Annotated in this window: 20 protein-coding genes; 2 read left to right on the top strand and 18 right to left on the bottom strand. The window is 60.6% G+C overall.

Annotated features, from left to right (window positions below; all coding sequences use genetic code 11):
• The 17 genes from MM194_RS01545 to MM194_RS01465 all read right to left on the bottom strand — a co-directional run bounded on the left by MM194_RS01545 (position 1) and on the right by MM194_RS01465 (position 12385).
• Entirely contained in the window at positions 1–678 is a 678-nt protein-coding gene (locus MM194_RS01545) for a DUF6682 family protein (protein ID WP_241342416.1), read from the bottom strand.
• Between the two features lie 12 nt (positions 679–690).
• A complete protein-coding gene (locus MM194_RS01540) occupies positions 691–1272 on the bottom strand; it encodes a hypothetical protein (protein WP_241342415.1) in 582 nt (193 codons plus the stop codon).
• A gap of 1 nt (position 1273) precedes the next feature.
• A complete protein-coding gene (locus MM194_RS01535) occupies positions 1274–1711 on the bottom strand; it encodes a hypothetical protein (RefSeq protein WP_171269003.1) in 438 nt (145 codons plus the stop codon).
• A gap of 66 nt (positions 1712–1777) precedes the next feature.
• Positions 1778–2167, bottom strand: coding sequence for a hypothetical protein (locus tag MM194_RS01530; RefSeq protein ID WP_043162873.1), 390 nt, complete (start codon positions 2165–2167; stop codon positions 1778–1780).
• A 65-nt stretch (positions 2168–2232) separates the two neighbouring features.
• Complete coding sequence (locus MM194_RS01525; protein ID WP_241342414.1) at positions 2233–3450, bottom strand: DUF4043 family protein; 1218 nt, start codon at positions 3448–3450, stop codon at positions 2233–2235.
• Between the two features lie 71 nt (positions 3451–3521).
• Positions 3522–4448, bottom strand: a complete 927-nt coding sequence (locus MM194_RS01520; RefSeq protein WP_241342413.1) for a hypothetical protein — start codon at positions 4446–4448, stop codon at positions 3522–3524.
• A 312-nt stretch (positions 4449–4760) separates the two neighbouring features.
• A complete protein-coding gene (locus MM194_RS01515; RefSeq protein WP_241342412.1) occupies positions 4761–6887 on the bottom strand; it encodes an OmpH family outer membrane protein in 2127 nt (708 codons plus the stop codon).
• Positions 6887–8584 carry a terminase gene (locus MM194_RS01510; protein WP_241342411.1) on the bottom strand — a complete coding sequence of 566 codons (1698 nt, stop codon included), beginning with the start codon at positions 8582–8584 and terminating at the stop codon, positions 6887–6889. Before MM194_RS01510 ends, MM194_RS01515 begins: the two co-directional genes overlap by 1 nt.
• Positions 8585–8644: 60 nt before the next feature.
• Positions 8645–9004: a hypothetical protein gene (locus MM194_RS01505; protein WP_241342410.1), complete on the bottom strand. Its 360-nt coding sequence runs from the start codon at positions 9002–9004 to the stop codon at positions 8645–8647.
• 22 nt (positions 9005–9026) lie between these two features.
• Entirely contained in the window at positions 9027–9224 is a 198-nt protein-coding gene (locus MM194_RS01500) for a hypothetical protein (protein ID WP_109421929.1), read from the bottom strand.
• Between the two features lie 41 nt (positions 9225–9265).
• Positions 9266–10138, bottom strand: coding sequence for a terminase (locus MM194_RS01495; protein ID WP_241342409.1), 873 nt, complete (start codon positions 10136–10138; stop codon positions 9266–9268).
• A 233-nt stretch (positions 10139–10371) separates the two neighbouring features.
• Positions 10372–10602, bottom strand: coding sequence for a hypothetical protein (locus MM194_RS01490; protein ID WP_241342408.1), 231 nt, complete (start codon positions 10600–10602; stop codon positions 10372–10374).
• Between the two features lies 1 nt (position 10603).
• Complete coding sequence (locus tag MM194_RS01485) at positions 10604–10828, bottom strand: hypothetical protein (protein ID WP_042880547.1); 225 nt, start codon at positions 10826–10828, stop codon at positions 10604–10606.
• Between the two features lie 53 nt (positions 10829–10881).
• Entirely contained in the window at positions 10882–11364 is a 483-nt protein-coding gene (locus MM194_RS01480) for a TIGR02594 family protein (RefSeq protein WP_241342407.1), read from the bottom strand.
• Positions 11364–11741, bottom strand: a complete 378-nt coding sequence (locus MM194_RS01475) for a phage holin family protein (protein WP_241342406.1) — start codon at positions 11739–11741, stop codon at positions 11364–11366. Before MM194_RS01475 ends, MM194_RS01480 begins: the two co-directional genes overlap by 1 nt.
• A 74-nt stretch (positions 11742–11815) precedes the next feature.
• On the bottom strand, positions 11816–12157 hold the full coding sequence (locus MM194_RS01470; protein ID WP_241342405.1) for a hypothetical protein: 342 nt from the start codon (positions 12155–12157) through the stop codon (positions 11816–11818).
• A 33-nt stretch (positions 12158–12190) separates the two neighbouring features.
• Positions 12191–12385, bottom strand: a complete 195-nt coding sequence (locus MM194_RS01465; protein ID WP_241342404.1) for a DUF3283 family protein — start codon at positions 12383–12385, stop codon at positions 12191–12193.
• A 122-nt stretch (positions 12386–12507) separates the two neighbouring features.
• Here MM194_RS01465 and umuD point away from each other — a divergent pair, with 122 nt between their 5' ends.
• The gene (gene umuD, locus MM194_RS01460; RefSeq protein ID WP_042880557.1) at positions 12508–12930 is read left to right on the top strand and encodes a translesion error-prone DNA polymerase V autoproteolytic subunit; all 423 of its coding nucleotides are present in this window, start codon (positions 12508–12510) and stop codon (positions 12928–12930) included.
• Complete coding sequence (gene umuC / locus MM194_RS01455) at positions 12927–14204, top strand: translesion error-prone DNA polymerase V subunit UmuC (protein ID WP_241342403.1); 1278 nt, start codon at positions 12927–12929, stop codon at positions 14202–14204. Before umuD ends, umuC begins: the two co-directional genes overlap by 4 nt.
• Positions 14205–14217: 13 nt before the next feature.
• Here umuC and MM194_RS01450 read toward each other — a convergent pair whose 3' ends face one another.
• Positions 14218–14619 (bottom strand): hypothetical protein, encoded by a 402-nt coding sequence (locus MM194_RS01450; RefSeq protein ID WP_033130135.1) that lies wholly within the window; start codon positions 14617–14619, stop codon positions 14218–14220.
• Positions 14620–14648: the final 29 nt, after the last annotated feature.

Below are 14648 nucleotides of genomic sequence, written 5' to 3'. Positions count from 1 at the left end.
TTATTGCCCGGTCACGCGGGAGAAGCCTTCGGTCTTGCGCTGCTCCATGTTGGTATCAACCTGGGTCTTCTCACCCAGTTGCTGCAGGTAGGCATTGTAGTGGCCGACCGCCCGATTGGAGTTGGCGCTGTACTCGGAGTCCTTCGAGAAGGCCCGGTACATGATGAAGTCGATCAACGGGTTGATGTAGATGTCATCCAGATCGGCCAGCGCCGGCGTGCCCACGTTTTCCACGTCCGCCAGCACCTTGGATTGCGGCGCCACGGAGTAGATCACATCCACTTTCACCGCGGCGGCCGGGCCCGGGTAGAGATAGAAGTTCTTGGGATCCCGATCGTCGTAGGTGTATGCCGCCACAGTGGTGCCATCCTTGCCCGCATGCCAATCCGGATAACTGTCATCGAGCGCACGGCGCGGCACGAAGCGGATCACCTTGCCGTCGGCATTGCGAAGCACCTCGATCAGCCGCAGGGCATCTGCAGGCAGGCTCTGCTTGGTGCCAGCTGCGCAGTTGAACTGCACGTTCTTGGTGTGGGCGTCAGGACGCATCAACACGATCGCTTTGGCAGCATCGTTGTAGTAGTCCAGCAGCTCCTGCTTGGGCCAGCGAACCCAGGTGCGATCGTTGAGCAGGGTATTTACCCGCTTGAGGATCGAGTCAACGGTAACGGTTGCCATGTGTGGAGTCCTTTAGAAAAAAGAGTGTTTGCGGGGCGGGTTGTGGAATTCAACTTGGGTCGGAGCACTGTGCTCTTTGCGGAACCGGCCAGCCCGGCGCCATCCCTCGACAAACTCGGAGCGGTGGTAGTTGGCTCGCTTGGGGTCAGACCAGGGGCGGTCTGGCTGGGCGTAGAGCAAAGCAGCGACGCCATGGGCAATGGCATCGGCGTGATCGTGGTAGAGCTGGGCTGGGAGCTCGGTGGCGTTCTTGACCGGGGCAGCCACATACCAGATCCGCACATTGCTGAGATCTGTCAGGATGCTCAGCTCATTGGCAGACATGGCGAAGTAGTCACGCCCACTGACAAATGGCTCACCTCCCTCACCGGTCAGGTGCAGCACGTTGCACGATGTCATCCCGCTGATGTTGCAGACCTCCACCAGGCTGCCGGCTGAAGCGCTGGGCAGCAGTCGGTCAAGGGTAATCAGCGCTGACTCCCGGCAGAACGTGATGGCCGCCTCTGTGACGGCCTCACCCAGCATGACTTCGAGCGGGCCGGTGATGTGCAGCCTGACGGTGGGCAGGAACTGCTCACGCGACACCATCTGCATGTTATTCCCCCTGCTCGGCCAGCTTGGCCTTCAGGGCATCACGCACGCGCACCCGGTATTCGGGCACCTTCTCTTGCGGGCCCTGCGGCTCGATATCCAGGTCTTCCCCCTCAACCAAGGTGGCCAGTTGGGCAGAGGTCATCTTGGCCAGGTCACGCTCACCGACCACCATGCTCTGCTCTTCCGCCAGGCGGGCCTGCTCGGCGGCGAGACGCTCCTGCTCTTCGGCGGCAGCCTGGGCAGTGGTCTCCTGCCGCTCCAGTTCGCCAGCCAGTGCCTCATGGCGGATCCAGACGCTCGGGAACTCCAGCAGTTGCATGGCGATGTGGCTTTCCACATCAACAGCGGTGTGGCGCGGGAACACCAGGCGGGAGCCGGTGACGGTGTCTTTCTTGCTCGGCTTGTCGCCGATATAAACCACGGCAATTTTGTCGCTCATGGCGATGACTCCTATTCAGAAACGAAAAAGCCCGGCACAGGGCCGGGCGGACAGTGATCGGCAGCCTTACAGGTTGCCGACTACCTCGTAATGCAGCTTGAGCTTGACTGTGCCCGTCGCAGCGCCGCCGCCAACCGTGAGGGTGATCTCCTGGTCAGGCTCGGTCATCAGGTCATCAACCGGGTAATACTTTGCCACCGCCCCCACCGTGCTCTCGGCGTTGATGATGGTGGTCGTGCCGATCTTGGCCGTGATGGTGGTACTCGCGCCCAGCCCAGTGCTGAACATCGTCACACCCACCACTTTCAGGTTGGGCTCCACCTTGTCGCCGTATGCGACAACATCGCCAGCGGGTACGGCAGCCAGCTTGGCCACCAGGGTCGGGGAGATAGAGAGGTTGCCGAACGCGCCGACAAACCAGCGGTACGCTTTGGCAATCAGAGTAGTCTTGGCCATGATATGGCTCCTTGTCTGGTCAGATAGTGTTGGAATGGGGCCGTGAAGCCCCATGGGTCAGCGGCTTAGCGGCCGATGGCACTCACCGAGGTATCCAGCACCATGCAGCCGTGGTCCTGGATGTTGCCGTTGCGCTGCTTGAAGCGGATCTTCTGCAGACCGGACACCCAACTGATGGACATCTCGGTCGCGTTGCCATGGTCGGTTTTCTCTTCGTGCATGCCGAAGGAGCCGCCTTGCTCGCCGGAGCCAAAGGCGTTGGCCAGCGCCTGGCCGCCCAGTAGCACTGCGCGATCGATGGTGGTACCCGCCACCTTGTCCACCTCAACACCTGCCGTGGAATTGGCGGCGCAGACCTTGACTGTGCTGCCCTGATTGAAGCGGATTGGCATTCCCTTGTACTGCTTGACCAGGATGCCGCGCCACATGGCCCCTTCCCCGCGGAAGATGGGGTGGTTCCAGCCTTTGGCGCGCTCTGCCACCGCGGCCAGCATGGCATTCCAGTCTTTACCGGAGCTGGAGGTGTAGAAGTCATGCCACTGGCGCGGAGTGACGTAGAGCACGTAGAGCGGCTCGCCACCGGACGGGTCGGCCACCATACGGATCGGCTGGATGGGGTTGGCCATCTCGGACAGATAGAGCGCCATGTTGTCCACGCAGCCGAGATTGAAGCGATCCGCCGCGTCGATGGCTTCGAAGGTGGTCGCGTCACCACCGAAGAAGTGGCGCTCGTAGGTCGGCGCGGTCAGCGGGTTGATCATGATGTCGGCAAACTCAGCATCGTCTGCCAGCGGCAGAATGATATCGGTGGCCGCATAGTCGCCGCGTGCGCCGGCCAGCTGGGCAAAGCCGCGCTGGTCAACCAGGCGGCCGTAGTAGCCATCCGCCAGCAGTACACGGGCGGTCTTGATCAGGTCGTGCTTGGTGCGCTTCTGGCTCATCTTGCCGCCAGCATCCACACCGTGCCGGGTCTGGTTGATCTTGAGCGAGAAGTCGGCGAAGGACATGCTTTCGAGCCGGCCAGCCAGCTTCTTATCGCCCATGGTCGGGCGGCCAGACAGTTGGTGGAACAGCTGCATATCTACTTCGTCGCCAGCACCCTTGCCGAGATCGGTGATGCGAACCACAGGGGCACCAGCGCTGGTCTGCTTGCCGCCGTTGACCTTGGCACCCTTGGGAGCCTCTTCGGTCAGCATGTTCACCAGCGACTGGGAACGGTTGGCAGACGTAAACAACGCCGCCTGCAAAATCTTGTTGGCTTGCGCCGAGGTGACTTGGGTCATGGTCCTCTCCTACATGAAAACAAAAACCCCGACACAGTGGTCGGGGTTGGCTTATTGAAATGGGTGGTGGGTTAGTACCCGGCCTGCTCCAGCAGCGCCTCCATTTGGGCGTCCGTCATGGCGCCCATCTCGCCGATAAGCTCGGCCTGAGACATGGTGCCGAAGCGCTCCACACCAGTGGGGGCTGCATGATGGGTCTGGCCGAGAGCCGAGGGGCTGGACGGGATAAAGTCGGTAGGTTTCTCCGCCTCCTTGCTGGGGGCCTTGGCGGGAGGGATGACCTCATCACCAAAGGCCAGCTTGGTGCGGCGCGCCGCCTCTGCGAATCGCTCATCCAGCGACTTGCCTTGCCACGCGGGATCAGCCTGGAGCTTTTCATCGACGATGATGGCGAAGTCGAAGCGGTCCTGGTCCTTTTCCCGCCAGTTCATCAGGTCAGGTACCGCCTGCAGTGCGGCCTGAACCGGATTGGTGGCGGGGGTAACCTGCTGCGGTGCTGCCTGCTGCTCCAGCCTTTGGAGCTTGCTTGCAATGGCCGCGATGGATTTGCCCAGATCCGGGTAGTCCTGCGCCAGTTGCGCCAGCTCTTCCTGGCTGATGTCGTCCGGGTCAACGTCGGGGTTGATCCCGTGCTTCTCCATCAGCGCCTGCAGCTTGTCCCGTTCGGCCTGGGCTTGCTGCGATGCGGCCAACTGCTCACGCAGTACCTTGACCTCATTGCGCGACTGCTCCAGCACCTCATACGGGATGGTGTGTTGACCGCTCTTGGCCAGGATCACCTTCTCAGGCTCCGTGGCCCCTTCACCGCCCTGCTCGGTGTTGGCTTGTTCGTTACCGGCTGCCACCTCACCCGCCGACGGCGCGGGGTCTACGTCCGTTTGCTCGGTAGCAGTGCCATCATCCAGCTCGGCATCGGGCTCACGCTCGATCGCCTCCAGCATGGCTTCCAGTTCGTCCAGGCTCTCAGTCCCGGTCAGGTTGTCGATGTTCTTATCCATGGTTGTCCTCGTGGGTTTTCAGTGGGTGGTATCGCTGCCCAAGCGGGGGAAGGCTCTCGGTGAAAGCGCTCTCCGGCTGGGGCTGGGGCTGGGGCTGGGCACAAAAAAACCAGCTCGAAGCTGGTCCATAAAAAAAGCCCGCGTGGGGCGGGCTTAAAACAAGTACGGGAGTCATAAGACTCACCTTAAATCATACTCAAAGAGAGTCCGTTACGCTACTGACTGTCAACTCAATCAAAGAAAAAGGCCCAATCTCGAGAGACTGGGCCATGTTGGGGAAATCGTAACGCTGGCAGGTCAGGAAAGCAACTGTCAGAGCGCGATGGCGTCGATCTGCTGTTGGATGGTGTCCAACAGCTGGGCCTGCAGCAAAGCCTGCTCACCCTGGATGCTCTGCTGCTCGGCGGCGAGCCGCTCCATCTCCTGCAGCGTCTTGCCGGTCTGGGCCTGCTTGAGGGCGTCCTCGAACCGGATAGAGTCGGTCAGCTTGGTTATGCGCTGGGCCTCTGCCTGCCACTTGGCGGCCTTTCCTTCCAACTCTGCCAGCTTGGCCTGCATCTCCCGCATGGCCAGCTCCTGCTGCATCTGGGCCTGCTGAGCCTGCTGCTCGGCAGCAGCGCGCTCCTCGTCGCTCATCTCGTCCGGGTCTTTCGGAATGTTCAGGGCATTGCGGATCCGCTCCACGAACTCGGCCTTGCGCGGTACATCCATCAGCTCGACCAGCAGGTCAAAGCAAGCACCTGCCGCCGCGGGCGGAAGTTGCGACATGGCCTGGGTCATCCGCTCGGCCAGTTGCTGCTTGTAGGCGGCAGTCTGCTGGATCGGCGCCAGTGCGATATGGGCCCGCAGCCGGGTCACATCATTGGTGAGTTTGCCATCCTCCTGCTCCACGTTGACCACCACGGCTTTACGGCGGCGGGGGTCATCCAGGTTCACAGTCACCTTGTAGTTGCGCTTGTTGGCCATGTCTTCCAGCAGGTACGCCAGCGCCAACTGCCCAACTTGCTGGCAGCCCATCCGGTAGTTGTCGTTAATCTCGGAAAGCGTGGTTGCCCCCTGCTCCACCAGGTTGCTGATGGCCACGCCGGATTGCCCGGTGGAGCCCTGACCCAGGAAGGCGGCATAAACCCCCATGGTGTCCTGGATCAGCTTCACCGAATCCTGCATCACCTGGAACTGCTGGGCCGCCACGTTGAAGTCCTGCTCCACCTTGAAGGCATCGGCCACACTGGTCTTGTTGGCGCGGTCAGGGTTGAGCTCGATATAGCCATCCGGGCGCTCGACTTGCTCCAGCACCTGATCCCGGCTCATGTTGGTGGCGTCCTTGTCCATGATGACGCGCTTGGCCTGCAGCAGGAAGGTCAGCTTGATGCGCCGCAGGTTCACCTCGTCCTGCGCTGGCATCGCCCTGGCAATCAGGCCATAAGGCTCACCGGTGCGATCTTTGCGGTAACCCCAGAACGGCACCAGCGGATACATGTTGTGAGGGGCTGAGCAGGGCCGATCAACCAGATGATGGGGGCCGACGAACCAGGATTCCCGGATCACAGCCACAGGGCAGCGCTCCAGCTTGGCGCGCCCCATGGCCACAGCAGCCAGGTGCAGTTGATTGGCCTTGTCGTACTCCAGCGCCCGACCTGAGTCGAGCTTCAGCACCTGACGCATGGTGTAGGTGCGGTAGTAGACCACCTGCAGCAGCACCCGGTCTCGCTCCCGGCTGCACCACTCTATCTCCTTGCCGCTGAACTGGCTCCACTCGTCATAGGCGCTGACCAGGTTGGGATCCATCCCCTCGATGGCGGTCAGGCTTACCATCCCCTCCCAGTCGTTGACGCCCCACTGCAGCGCCTTGGCCTTGCTCGGGAACATAGTCTTGGCCTCATCCAGATCGACCCAGCGACGGCGCATCAGCCAGCGACAGTCGCTCAGGTCAGGTTCCCGGCTGTGCCAGTCCCAATAAACCTCGTCACGGTGGACATTGCTGAACTTGTAGCGCGGGCCGAACGGGTCATCGCGGCGGCATACCTCAACCCAGCCCACACCGGTCTTGATCTGGCCGCCATACGCCTCGCCCCGGGCTCGGTCCAGTCCACCCAGGCGGCACATATCGGCATATTCAGCGTTGACGGCCTCCGCCAGCTGCTCCAGCTCGTCGTCGTGGTCATCGGCGATCACCATCAGGTCGGTACGGCTCTTGGCCTCCATCCCCAGCACGCCGTCGATAGTCGGGGCGATGAGGTTGTGGATAGTGATGGGCTGCCCGCGCTCATCGAGTGCCTTTTTCACTGCAGGTGGCAGCTGGTCGTTGTCGTAGTAAGCGCAAGCTCGATTGGCAAGGCTTCGCCAGTCCGGCTGGCCATTGATATCGCTCATCAGTTTGAGCAGGCGCGGGGTATCGAGGCCGCCTTTTTCAGGGGCCTTGGGTTGGGCGTTGATCATCAGTTGGCCATCCAGTGCTTGGGTTTGCGGGAGGATTCAGGTTTGACGATGCGAGCCGGCATCCGGGCACGCATCTCTTGGGCAATCATGTAGCTCATGAGCTGGTCGTCGTAGCAGCCGTCCTGGGCGTTCATGCTGCCGCTCTTGTCGTAGACGTAGGTGGTGGCTTCGGAAATGGTACCGACCCAGCGGATCCCAGACTGCCCGGCACGCAGCAGGGCCTTGAGGCCATCAACCAGGATCGGCTTGGACTGCCGGGTGGTGAGCCAGCCGAGGCGAGGCGTCTCGTCGTCGCGGTCCCGGTCGATGTGCTCCTGGGTGTAGATGCGCCGGGTCGGGTAGATCTCACGGAGCTTGAGCAGCACGGCGTGACCGTGGTTGTTGCGCTCTGGTCCGATGTAGGCCGGGCCATGCTCTGCGGTGCCGTAGAACCTGCCAACGTGGGCAAGCAGTTGGGCAAACAGCCCCGGGTCGAGATGCCCAAACCAGTGGGCCACCTGTCGGCCGTCGCTTTTGGCCGTGACATCCAGGCTTGAGCGATCGCCGTGTTCCAGTCCTTCCGCCACATCGGCGCCGATGGCGTAATCCTCGTCGGGGTCTGGCAGCTCCCAGACCAGCAGCATGTTCTCGAGGGAGCGCTGGCCCTGCTCGTCCAGCTTCTCCGGCTTGCGGGCCTTCTCACGCCTGCCGGTCACAGGGTCGATGTCGTAGACGATGAGCGGGGCCATGCAATCGCCCTCGGCATCCATGGTATGGATGGGGTCGAACACCCGGCGCCCAGAGGTCAGGAAGGCCTCCAATGGCGTGCTGGGGAACTCTTGCTTCATCTCGGCGCCCAGAGTGGACTCTTTCAGCACGTACCACTGCCGCTGCTCGTCGGTAATGGTGCAATCCATCGCCTTCTCGACCGCGGCGAAATACTCCGCCTGGGTCTTGCTCATCACCACGCCGGATGCCGGCACGTCGGCGCGATACTTGGGGTCCTGCCACCAGGCGAAGAAGTGGAACTTCCAATCCAGCTGGCTGAGCTCACCGGAGGCGCGTGCCAGTTCGAGGGACTTCATGCTCATGGCGTGGAAGTCGCCGCCTACGCCCTCCGCTGTTGATTCGATGAAGGCCACGGCGCCCGGGTGGATCGCCTGCAGGGTACCGGTACGCACCTCCTTGGCCTTCTCGGGATACTTGGCGCAGATCTTCCCGTGCTCGGAGACATGCAGGCGCTGGACGGTACCGGAGCGGAAGGAGGTGGCCACCTGGATGCTGGAGCCATGCCGGAACAGGATGTGTCCGCCATTCGCCCCGCCGCGCCGAGTCACCACCTTGAATTGGGCCTTGAGCCAGCCGGGCAGATTATCGAACGGGACTTCAATCTTGGTGCGGTAGATCTCGCCGGCGGCCGTCAGGTCCTGGGCGATGATCCCGCACTTGAGGTTCTTGTTGAACAGCGCCTCGTCCAGCAGATAGATGTCGATGGCCGTGGAGAATCCGAGCTGGCGCGCCTTGAGGATGATGTTCAACCACCACATGGTCCGGAACAGAAGCTCCTGCGCCGGGCGCAACCGGAAGCGCACCAGCTTGCCCTGCTCGTTCTCGATCATGTAGAGGTTGTTCATTCGCCACCACTTATCGCTGAGCTTCGAGCGGATGTAGGCCATCTGCTCCTGCTCAGTCATGGCGGAGGTGTCGAGTTCGGTCATTGGTGGATCCTCAGGCAATAAAAAACCCGCCGAAGCGGGTTGGTGTGGGAGATGCTGTAGTTATGTTCGTTCTTGCCATGCTGCGGTGATGGCGTTGACCTCTGCCCTGGCTGCGGCACGCTGCTGAATGTTTTCGGCCAGCATCCTCACATGACTGGGATCTGCAATCATTGCGCCCATCTCGACCAGCACGCCGTTGCGGTAAAGGCGGTATGGCTCAAGAAGCACGCGCTCAATGGTGACAGTAGCAGCGTAATCAGGTTCGATGTCACAACCAATTTGTCGCGAAGGCCCCCGCACTGGCGGCAACTCGTATTGCGCCTCACGCCCTGAATCAACGGCGTCGCACACCTCCTGCGGCAATGAGCAGTCGGCGATGTAAACCGCCTCCCCAGCCTCATTCTTGCGATAAATTCTCATTACTCCCCCAGCGAAAGCGAGTTCAGGCGATCGGGCTTTCATCTCTTATCCACCGCTCAAGTTCTGTAATCTTCTCATCCCAGCGCTTAAAGTCAGCCGTTGCCTGCTCATCGTCAAGCCCGACATCCTCAACACCAAACAGCTCAGACACTGAGCGAAGTTTGGCGATCGCCTCAATAGCCAAAATCCGTTGTGCGGCCTGACGCTCTCTTTGTTTCATGGCTGGCTCCTGCATGGGGGTGAACTCAGGCTCGCATTTTATCACGACATCAGCCCGCCAGTCCCCATCCCCTGCAGCTCGGTGACCATCTCGCTGACCGGGGTGGACTCGCTGCCGCCATCCTTCTCAAGCCGATCTGCTTCGGCGGTCAGCTTGCGCGCAGCAGCCCGGATCCGGCGAGTATCTTCCTCAATCTTCGGCACGCTCACCTCGTCGATGCGCAGGGCGCTCAGGGTCCGCTCGATGGACTCAATCCGCTGGATATTGCGGTCGAGGGCCTGCTCTGCTTTCAGGATCTTGTCGTAGAGCGCTATTCGGTCGGTCATCTCGCCGGCCGTGACCAGGTCCTGCTGCAGCCCCTTGAGCAGCTTGGTGACGGAGATGACGCGAGCCCGGGTGAAGTCCAGCTCGTCGCGCAGTTGCAGCTCGCGGGCCTGGTCGAACAGCTCCTCGGCATCGAGGAACTTGGCATAGCCGCCATGGGTCTTGGCTATCTGCATGCCGGGCTTGATGTTGGCTGGCGGGTTCGGGTTGCCTTCATACTCGCCACGGACGAAGCGGCCAGCACCATCCCGCCCTTTGTTTTTCGGGGTCTGGTCAGGTTCGGACTGGGATTGTGTGGATGCGGATGACTTCTCCCCTCTTCGCTCTCCCCCTTTGGCCCTGGCCTCATTCCCTTTGGCTTGCGCACTTTGCGCAGATTGCGCAGTTGTGCGCACTTCGGAATGCGCAGATTGCGCAGCTACGCGAGATTTATCAGGTTGCGCAGGGGATTGGCCCCGGGATTTCAAATAGCGACGCGCCGAGTTGTAGTTCAGGCCGCGGCTGTCACACCAGTCTTTCGCACTGATGCCGGTCGCTTCATGCTCCTGCAGGAACTCTGCATTGAGCTGTGCCCAGTCGGTCTTTGCCATTTAGAGAGATAGCTCGCCTTCGACGATGGCGTCCCCTGGTGCGGGCTCATGGGTTGCTGGCACCACGACGGAAACGCCTGTATTCAGGATGACCAGAGCCTGACTTCCGTCATACTCCCTCACTTGAGTGATAACCCCGGTCACGGTAACGCCATTAACCACTGCATCGCTCCAGTGCATCGAGATAGTCCAGTAGTTCAGCTGTGGATCCCCCAGAAAGACAAACCCCGCCGTTATTGGCGGGGCTCCATGTCAACCTGGGTGTGGGTGGCGGGCAGTTCGCTGTTTGGCTTGGAGCTGTCTGGCAACTGGCCAGAAGCAGCACCGAAACGCTCAGCAAAACGCCCCTGTGGGTCCGCATGATTCTTGTCATGGCTTTCCTGCACCTCCCTTGCCCTCTCCTGCTTAAGCCAACGGCCCAGAAGGGCCGTTAGAATGTCGAGCAGTTGGAGCAAGCTGTTCATGTTATTGCTTCCTGGCTTTCTCAGCCGGCAGGTTCATAGCCAGCTTGTCCAGTACCTTGGTCAGGCCAACCAAGAAGGCCTGCACCTTCCCGATCACCTCATCGTCCCGGGTGGACGGGGTGACGGCAGCAATCTTGGCCAGCCCCTGTACCACCATGGACGCGCCGCCCACCACAGCCATCAGGATGACAATCCAGTTGATGACCACCTCAACGATGTGTTCCATCGCACTCTCCTCTGCTGTTACCGGTTACCCGGCGATATCGGCAAGGCTTGCGCCTATGCTTCGGACTTCGAGAACTCGGCCGCAGCCATTACCGGCAGCTCCCCCACCGGCATCGACTCACCAGCGGGCCAGCGGTATGCGGTTACCCGGGAGCGAGGGAACGCCTTCACGTTCACCGCATCAGCCTGGTTACCGCCCAGCACCAGCAGATTGCCCGCCTTGTCCTGCCCCACTACGAACCCAACGTGTCCGCCACCATCCCGGGAGAACACCACTACGCAGCCTGCCACCGGCTTTTCCAGCTTCTCCCCCCAGGAGGCATAGGAACGCGCTCCCTCGAACCGGGTGGACTGAATGCCGACCCGCTCCAGGCACGCTCCGACAAAGGCGGCACACCACGGGGTTTCATCATCACGGATGCCGCCCCGCTTGATGGCCTTCCACATCGCCACGATCTCGGGGTTGTGTTGGGGCCCCTTAATCTCCGTCAACCCGATATGCCTACGGGCTTCATCTACCCAGCGCATTTGCACCATCACTCCTTCCCTCCCATCCAGCCGGTTGCCCGGCGTTCGTACAGCTCCAGTGCTTTCGACCCCATCAAGCCAGCCAGGCCAGCCATGAAGCCACACAACGGGAGCGGGGCTGCGATGTACCAGCTCAGCAGCATGGTCAACATCCCGGCGAACCCTGACACCACCACCTGCAGCAGCGCCTCGGCCCATCGGAACTGCCTTCCCTCGCGTTTCACCGTCTGTATGTAGGTCACAAGCCCTCCCCATACGCTCAGCCCGCCGAATGCCAGATAGGCGAGCACGCTGTAGTTCTGTGGATCCTTGTCAGGCGTCATCGCCCCTCCAGAAACGACAAAGCCCGCACGAGGCGGGCCGGAAATGAAAAAGGCCAGGGTCACGGGGACTCTGGCCATCTTTGAGCAATACTAACGCTGGGGCTGCGGGGTTTCAACCTGCAGCTTCAGCCGCAGGATTAAAGAGAAGAACAAAATTGAACCAATGCTGTCGCAAGCGTCGATGCAGATGCCGCCGCACCTAGCCACTCAAATAGAGATGACTTGGTTATAGCTGCTTCTTTTTCTTCTTGAGAGCAGCCAGGAATCCCTTGAATAATCGAAATAACCTCCTTCAGCATCTCTTGCGGCGTGTCTTGAGGGAGACCCAGCTTTTGCAAGTCAACAGCTGAAACATAGATATCCATTGCTTTGCCATTGCCAACAAATGTATTGCCAGACATTTTAATGTCTGCAGATGTTGGGGCTTTGATGGCAGTTCCATTATTTTCGAAATGGCAATTGGTCATAATTATTGGCATTCATAACTCCATTTTTGACTGACATAAAAACAACTACTTCACCTTCCGGTACCGCTCGACCTGCTGCAGGAAGTAGGCCTGCATCTCCCCCTTGTAGTTCCCGGCCTCGCTCTCGGCGGGCACCTTGATCTCGGGGTTCCTTTCCTTCCACACCGCATAGGCAGCGGCCTTCTCTACCTCGACCTTCTCCTGCTGCTCTTTCGGCAGGGAGCACAGATTGAACGACATAGGCGACTCCACGCTCAGGGTTTGCCGAGATCTTACCTCAATTTGGAGCCAATCGCTCCACGGTGATCTTCGCCACAAGCATCGCTATACTGTATTTATATACAGCATTGTGAGCCAAAACCATGTTTGCAGTTCCTGACCTTGACGCCCCAGCGTTGGAAATCCCGTTGTTCCTCTCCCCTGCCGCCTGTGGCTTCCCGTCCCCCGCCCAGGACTATGTGGAACAGACCATCGACCTGAACCAGCTATGCATAGCGCACCCGGCCGCGACTTATTACGTTCGGGCTGCCGGGGACAGCATGGTAGAGCACGGGATCCACGATGGTGACATGCTGGTCGTAGACCGCAGCAGCAAGCCAGTGCATGGCAGCGTGGTTGTTGCGGCCGTAGATGGCGAGTTCACTGTGAAGCAGCTCCAGCTCAGCCCCTCAGTCTGCCTCTTACCAGGGAACCCTGCCTATCGTCCCATCCACTTCAGTGACGGGCAGCACTTGGAGATCTTCGGTGTGGTTACCTTCGTCATCCACAAGATGCCCGCGCCATGAACAAGCGCTGCGCCGTGGCTCTGGTCGATGTGAACAACTTCTACGCGAGTTGCGAGCGGCTGTTCCGGCCTGACCTCAAAGGGGTGCCGATCGTCGTGCTCTCCAACAACGACGGCTGCGTGGTGGCCCGTTCGGCGGAGGCCAAGGCGCTCGGCATCAAGATGGGCGTGCCCTACTTCCAAATCCGCCAGTTCTTCGAGGCCATGGGTGGGGTATGGTTCAGCTCCAACTACGCCCTCTACGGTGACATGTCGAGTCGTGTGATGAGCATCCTGGAGGGGATGGCCCCGGCGGTGGAGGTCTACAGCATCGACGAGGCGTTTATCGAGTTGAGCGAGAGCTGGGCTGGCGACCTGGTGACTTATGGCCGCCAAGTCCGCGGACGGGTGCAGCAGTGGACCGGCCTCACCGTCGGAGTCGGCATTGCGCCAACAAAGACCCTGGCCAAGCTGGCGAACTACGCCGCCAAGAAGTGGCCGACCACCGGCGGAGTAGTCGATCTGCGTGACGAGGAGAGGCGCGCCAGGTTGATGGCGATCACTCCGGTGGACGAGATATGGGGCATTGGCCGGCGGCTGACGGCCAAGCTGGAGGCTCAGGGCATCAAGACTGTGGCGGAACTGGTCGCTGCTGACCCCAAGAGCCTGCGCCGCCGGTATGGCGTGGTCGTGGAGCGCACAGTGCAGGAGCTGCGGGGGATCCCCTGCGCCGAGCTGGAGCAAGAGGCCCAGGCCAAGCAGCAGATCATCTGCAGCCGGAGCTTTGGAGAGCGCATCACCCAGATCGGCCCCATGCACCAGGCGCTGGCCGGCTACATGGAGCGAGCCGCCGAGAAGCTCCGAGGAGAAGGGATGTGCTGCCGTCATGTCACCCTGTTCATTCGCACAAGTCCGTTCAGCGACCGGGAGCCCTATTACGGCAACCAGGTGAGCACCAAACTGGCCCTGCCCACCAATGACACCCGGGCGCTGCTGGCCCTGATCCCCCAACTACTTCCCCGGATCTGGCGCGATGAGCAGCGTTATCAGAAGGGGGGCGTCATGCTGGCCGACTTCACCCCCGCCGGCATGCAGCAGGGCGACCTGTTCGCCGGGGTGCAGCATTCCCCGCGCAGCGAGGCACTGATGCAGGTCATCGACAAGATCAACCAGGGGCGGTTGGGGAAAGTCTACTTTGCGGCCAGGGGCCGGGATACACGGGAGTGGATGATGAAGCAGGAGCATCTAAGCCCCCGATACACAACAAGCCTGGATGAACTCCCAAGCGCGAAATGACGATGAAAGTACGTTACCGAGCGGCAGTCACGTTATCGAGGCAGCCTTTGAAGATCGCATTCCAGTCACTTTCATTTGTGTTCCCTTGCATGGTAATCCCGACATCCAACAAGGCGCCCTCCCATGCCTGGGCATCATGAAAGGCCTTTGCCTTGGCTTGCTCCTGAGTCAACCCATCCTCTTGGGCATATGCAGCAAGCAGCTTATTGGAGGATGTTGAATAGAGCTTCTCGAAGTAGGCCAGGTCCGTTGCATTCCGGACTTCTGCCCGCAATGCCATCAGCTCATCCTTGTCCCTCTCCGAGTAAGCTTTAGCATCTTCGACAAAGGAGTCGCAGATCGGGTATGCACCATCGTTATGGCCCTGGGAACCCAGGGCTGCAAGTAATGGGATAAATGCTAGCAAGGTATTCATCCTGTCCACCTTTAAGCGAGCCGCTGTAG

Origin of the sequence: Aeromonas sp. MR16 (assembly GCF_022549315.1) — a bacterium.
GTDB lineage: Bacteria > Pseudomonadota > Gammaproteobacteria > Enterobacterales > Aeromonadaceae > Aeromonas > Aeromonas aquatica.
This window is presented reverse-complemented; position numbering and strand designations above follow the sequence as displayed.

Bases quoted from the DNA above. Each gene is read 5' to 3' on its own strand.
- MM194_RS01450 (WP_033130135.1), bottom strand. From the start codon at position 14,619: ATGAATACCTTGCTAGCATTTATCCCATTACTTGCAGCCCTGGGTTCC.
- MM194_RS01490 (WP_241342408.1), bottom strand. From the start codon at position 10,602: ATGAACAGCTTGCTCCAACTGCTCGACATTCTAACGGCCCTTCTGGGC.
- MM194_RS01545 (WP_241342416.1), bottom strand. From the start codon at position 678: ATGGCAACCGTTACCGTTGACTCGATCCTCAAGCGGGTAAATACCCTG.
- MM194_RS01510 (WP_241342411.1), bottom strand. From the start codon at position 8,584: ATGACCGAACTCGACACCTCCGCCATGACTGAGCAGGAGCAGATGGCC.
- MM194_RS01535 (WP_171269003.1), bottom strand. From the start codon at position 1,711: ATGAGCGACAAAATTGCCGTGGTTTATATCGGCGACAAGCCGAGCAAG.
- MM194_RS01515 (WP_241342412.1), bottom strand. From the start codon at position 6,887: ATGATCAACGCCCAACCCAAGGCCCCTGAAAAAGGCGGCCTCGATACC.
- MM194_RS01500 (WP_109421929.1), bottom strand. From the start codon at position 9,224: ATGAAACAAAGAGAGCGTCAGGCCGCACAACGGATTTTGGCTATTGAG.
- umuC (WP_241342403.1), top strand. From the start codon at position 12,927: ATGAACAAGCGCTGCGCCGTGGCTCTGGTCGATGTGAACAACTTCTAC.
- umuD (WP_042880557.1), top strand. From the start codon at position 12,508: ATGTTTGCAGTTCCTGACCTTGACGCCCCAGCGTTGGAAATCCCGTTG.
- MM194_RS01480 (WP_241342407.1), bottom strand. From the start codon at position 11,364: ATGGTGCAAATGCGCTGGGTAGATGAAGCCCGTAGGCATATCGGGTTG.
- MM194_RS01485 (WP_042880547.1), bottom strand. From the start codon at position 10,828: ATGGAACACATCGTTGAGGTGGTCATCAACTGGATTGTCATCCTGATG.
- MM194_RS01465 (WP_241342404.1), bottom strand. From the start codon at position 12,385: ATGTCGTTCAATCTGTGCTCCCTGCCGAAAGAGCAGCAGGAGAAGGTC.
- MM194_RS01495 (WP_241342409.1), bottom strand. From the start codon at position 10,138: ATGGCAAAGACCGACTGGGCACAGCTCAATGCAGAGTTCCTGCAGGAG.
- MM194_RS01505 (WP_241342410.1), bottom strand. From the start codon at position 9,004: ATGAGAATTTATCGCAAGAATGAGGCTGGGGAGGCGGTTTACATCGCC.
- MM194_RS01530 (WP_043162873.1), bottom strand. From the start codon at position 2,167: ATGGCCAAGACTACTCTGATTGCCAAAGCGTACCGCTGGTTTGTCGGC.
- MM194_RS01525 (WP_241342414.1), bottom strand. From the start codon at position 3,450: ATGACCCAAGTCACCTCGGCGCAAGCCAACAAGATTTTGCAGGCGGCG.
- MM194_RS01540 (WP_241342415.1), bottom strand. From the start codon at position 1,272: ATGCAGATGGTGTCGCGTGAGCAGTTCCTGCCCACCGTCAGGCTGCAC.
- MM194_RS01520 (WP_241342413.1), bottom strand. From the start codon at position 4,448: ATGGATAAGAACATCGACAACCTGACCGGGACTGAGAGCCTGGACGAA.
- MM194_RS01470 (WP_241342405.1), bottom strand. From the start codon at position 12,157: ATGCCAATAATTATGACCAATTGCCATTTCGAAAATAATGGAACTGCC.